This window comes from Sulfitobacter sp. 15WGC, from assembly GCF_005068605.1.
Taxonomy (GTDB): domain Bacteria; phylum Pseudomonadota; class Alphaproteobacteria; order Rhodobacterales; family Rhodobacteraceae; genus Sulfitobacter; species Sulfitobacter faviae.
The window spans coordinates 3,706-7,149 of the sequence record NZ_SZNL01000033.1 but is presented as its reverse complement, the minus strand read 5'-3'; the positions used below and the strand labels follow the sequence as shown (position 1 = coordinate 7,149).

Here is a 3,444-nt window from a genome sequence, read left to right as displayed (position 1 = left end):
GCGTTTTTCGAGATTCCGCCGGGCCTGGTTTGCCGCGATCACAGTTGCGGTTGAACTGCCCGGGTCGAAGAGTTGTGATCTTCGGCCCGGGGCCTCACTTTACTGCAGTACCCGTACCCTACATCAAGGCTTTTCTGGGGCAAAAAGCGCAATAAAAGCCTTGCCCAATACAACATGTTTTGTCGTACGGGGTGATTCCCTCTACTTATTGTGGTTGGGACTAGGCCGCCGACTGGTGGGAACAGCTTGGAGGCCCAAAGGTATCACCTCCTTGGTGGAGGCCGCCTAATGGTCGCTTATAACTTCCCGCCAGAAGACGCCCGCGCGATCATCTTTGGCATCAAGGCCAGCGTGATCAAGCCTCATGGCAAGCGGCCCCATGTGGCAGTCGGCGGCACTGTCCATGCTTTTTGCGGCGCTGTGCCGCCGCTCTGGATGAAGTCGCCGGAGTGCCACCGCCTGATCGTCGCGCCCTGTAGCCGCTCCGAAGAGATCGTCATCGAGGCTGGCAAGGTAACGCTTGGCAATGCTGTGATGGTCACGCCGGAATGGTTCGAGACACTCGCGCGGGATGAAGGTTTCAGCGACTTCGGCTCGCTACAGGTCCACTATGACCGCCTCTACGGTTTGCCTTTCCGGGGCCAGTACATCCGCTGGCGGCCTGACAAGGCTGAATTCCGCGCCCAGTGGCCGCTGATTCTTAAACCACCCGGTTCACCCGACAGCACAGAGCAGGCGGCGCAGCCTCCGTAAGAGGGGCGCGTCGTTCTGAAAACCAATCGGAATGGTTCGGCAGGCGGTTAACGCAGGCCGACAAGTAAGGCAAAGGCACGGCGTTTCGTCGTGCCAACAGGCATGTGAGGACGGAACCTGTGGACCCAAGGCGCAAATACGACATCGAGCCGTCTCCTTTCGAGGGGGAGTTGCGCGTAATCGCGCCGGAAGAGTGGCGCCAGCAGCGATGGGGCTGGATGGAAAGCGTCCGCCGCGACAGCAGCCTGAGCCCCATGGCTCGGCTTGTCGCCGACACGTTGGTGCTGGAATTCGCCAACCGGGAAACCCACCGGTGCGACCCGTCCCGGCGTCAGCTGGCTGACATTCACGGCTGTTCTGAAGACACGATCAAGCGGGTGATCAAGGAACTGGTCGACGCTGAATGGATCGTCGTTCTTGCGGGTGTCGGCCGGGGGCGCAGCACGCAATACGGCTTCCTCACGCGGGCCAAGATCGTGCAGCTAAAAGGGGGCAAAAATGCACCCTTAAAAGGGGGTAGGAATGCCCCCTTTCCTGTCTCGCAAAAGGGGGCAGATTTGCACGGAAAAGGGGGCAAATCTGCCTTCGTGCATAATATAGATAAACCACAGAAGAACCAAAGGGCGCAGGGGGCCAAGTTTTCCCCAAATCCGATGGTTCAGCGCGAGGCGCAAAACGCTGTCGCCAGATGGCGCGAAGGTCGGGCTGATGCGCTCGCCGATCTTCAGCCGTGGGTTATCGATCACATCATCGCTGCGAAGCTTCTCACCGATGCCGAACAGGCAGCGTTGGGGCTGGGCTGAGAAAAGGGGAATGGGGCAAATGGATCAGATCACAACCACCGACAGCGCGCAGGAAGCCGCTGCGCCGCAGGAAACCAACCGGGCCCGGGTGCGCAGGCTCTTCATCGATCCTCTGGTCAAGGATGGGATGCGGTTCAAGCATCACACCTCCGCCGAAGACCAGCGCCGCAAGCTGGATCAGATGGCAGATGACCTCGGGTATCTCTCCGACGAATCCCTGCGGGTGCTGGCTGCTTGCATGCGCACCAAGGGCGAAGGCACCAACAAGGTCTTCTGGCCCAGCCGGGTCAGCCTTCTGGGATTTGCCGAGGCGCGAGAGCGGATGCCGTTGCAGGATGTGCCGGGGCTGAGGTCGTGGTTCGTATCGGCCGCTGGTCGCAAAGCCGCCGCAGTGCCGGGCCGATTGGTCGCTGAGTATGCCTTCTGGAAGAGCCACAAGCGGCCACCGCTCGCGGATCGCGAATGGGCCGGGATCAACGAGCGGGCTGCGGACTATGCGCGGCGGGTCGAACTTATCGAGGATCGCCAAGCGCGCGGCGTGCTGGTCACCGGCGAAGAGCGGAACTGGCTGCGGCGCTATCACGAAACCGAAGCCATGCTTCGCGGCTGGCTGGATGAGAAGGGCGCGTGATGCAGATGGTACCTTTGAAGGCTGAGGCGATGAGCCGCGTCCGCAAGCCGATTTCGATCCAGCGGCTGTTGGAATGGGCATTCGCCGATGAGTGCGCCTCGATCGATTTTGAGGATGAAGGCACATTGGCGCCGGGATACGGCCATGTCGGCAACGCTTACCGCATGGCGCAGCGCGGGCTGCTGGGCTGCAAGATCGATGGCGGTGGCCGGTCATACCCGGATCATGACGCTGACATCGTTGCCTCGGCGGTGGCTGTGCTGCCCGACGGTTGCGGTGGTCGACGCATGGCAGTGCAGATCGCTGAGTTAGCACGGGCGCGTGCTCTGCCTGAAGCTTATGTCGGAGCAGTCACGCGATGTGAGCCGGTAGGTTGGCATGTGAACCCGCACGGTCGCCGCGCTGTAACGGAAACGCTTGGGCAGGTGGCTGACTGCAGCGGTCGTAAGGTGAAGCGCCATGACATCCGGGTGTGTCCGGTTGTGTTCCGTCCTGCTGCGGATCAGATCGCGGCGGCGCGCCGCAATTATTTGCAGTGGTGGTCAGCCCTGCTGGAGCTTCGAGTTTGTCTGCAAATTCAGAATGATATGTCCCGTTGGAATGTGACGCATGAACTGCCAGCACGTACGCCTTGGAAAAAAGTACTTGCCGAATAAATCTAGCCCCCCTAGACATGACGCCAGCACCCCCAACGCGCCCGGCGAGGACCACCCTCTCCGGGCGCGTTGCGTTTGTGGGTGGGCGGAGGTGTCGCATGGGTAGGCTTGCTGGTCGGGGCATGGGCTCACGGATCGGTCGGACTGCCTCGCGGTTGAACGCGGACCCAAAGAAGCCTGCCAAAGCCGAAGGCCCGCGGCATTCGTCGCACCGGTGGTACTCGCTCGCCCGCTGGCGTCGGTTGCGTTGGTCAGTGCTCGAAGAGGCGCGCTTCACCTGCGCTTGGTGCAAATGGATTGAGGCGAACACATCAAAGCTGGTGGCTGACCATAAGCGCGCGCATCGGGGCGATCCGGACCTGTTCTGGGATCGCGACAACCTGCAGTGCCTCTGCAAGGCCTGCCACGACAGCGAAAAGCAGCGGCAGGAACGCCGAGGGGAGGGGGGGTAAAAGTCTGCCACCCCGCCAGAGCGGAAACCGGCAGCCCCATCATTCGGAGATTTTTTTCTGGTGGATCAGAGATTTGACTTACTGGGTGACCCTATCCCTGAGGGGCGCGGTGGTCCGGGTCGAACCGGTCATATCGCCACTTCAAAAAA

4 protein-coding genes are annotated in these 3,444 nt (G+C 61.2%); all 4 read left to right on the top strand.

The genetic code is table 11. The features are described 5' to 3' along the window. The first annotated feature begins 288 nt into the window (after positions 1 to 288). Entirely contained in the window at positions 289 to 753 is a 465-nt protein-coding gene (locus FCK22_RS17115; protein ID WP_136720688.1) for a hypothetical protein, read from the top strand. A gap of 119 nt (positions 754 to 872) precedes the next feature. After that, positions 873 to 1,556 (top strand): helix-turn-helix domain-containing protein, encoded by a 684-nt coding sequence (locus tag FCK22_RS17110; protein WP_136720687.1) that lies wholly within the window; start codon positions 873 to 875, stop codon positions 1,554 to 1,556. A 19-nt stretch (positions 1,557 to 1,575) separates the two neighbouring features. Next, positions 1,576 to 2,187 carry a hypothetical protein gene (locus FCK22_RS17105; protein ID WP_136720686.1) on the top strand — a complete coding sequence of 204 codons (612 nt, stop codon included), beginning with the start codon at positions 1,576 to 1,578 and terminating at the stop codon, positions 2,185 to 2,187. Then, complete coding sequence (locus FCK22_RS17100; RefSeq protein ID WP_211243586.1) at positions 2,187 to 2,843, top strand: hypothetical protein; 657 nt, start codon at positions 2,187 to 2,189, stop codon at positions 2,841 to 2,843. The genes FCK22_RS17105 and FCK22_RS17100 overlap by 1 nt, the downstream gene beginning before the upstream one ends. Positions 2,844 to 3,444 lie beyond the last annotated feature (601 nt).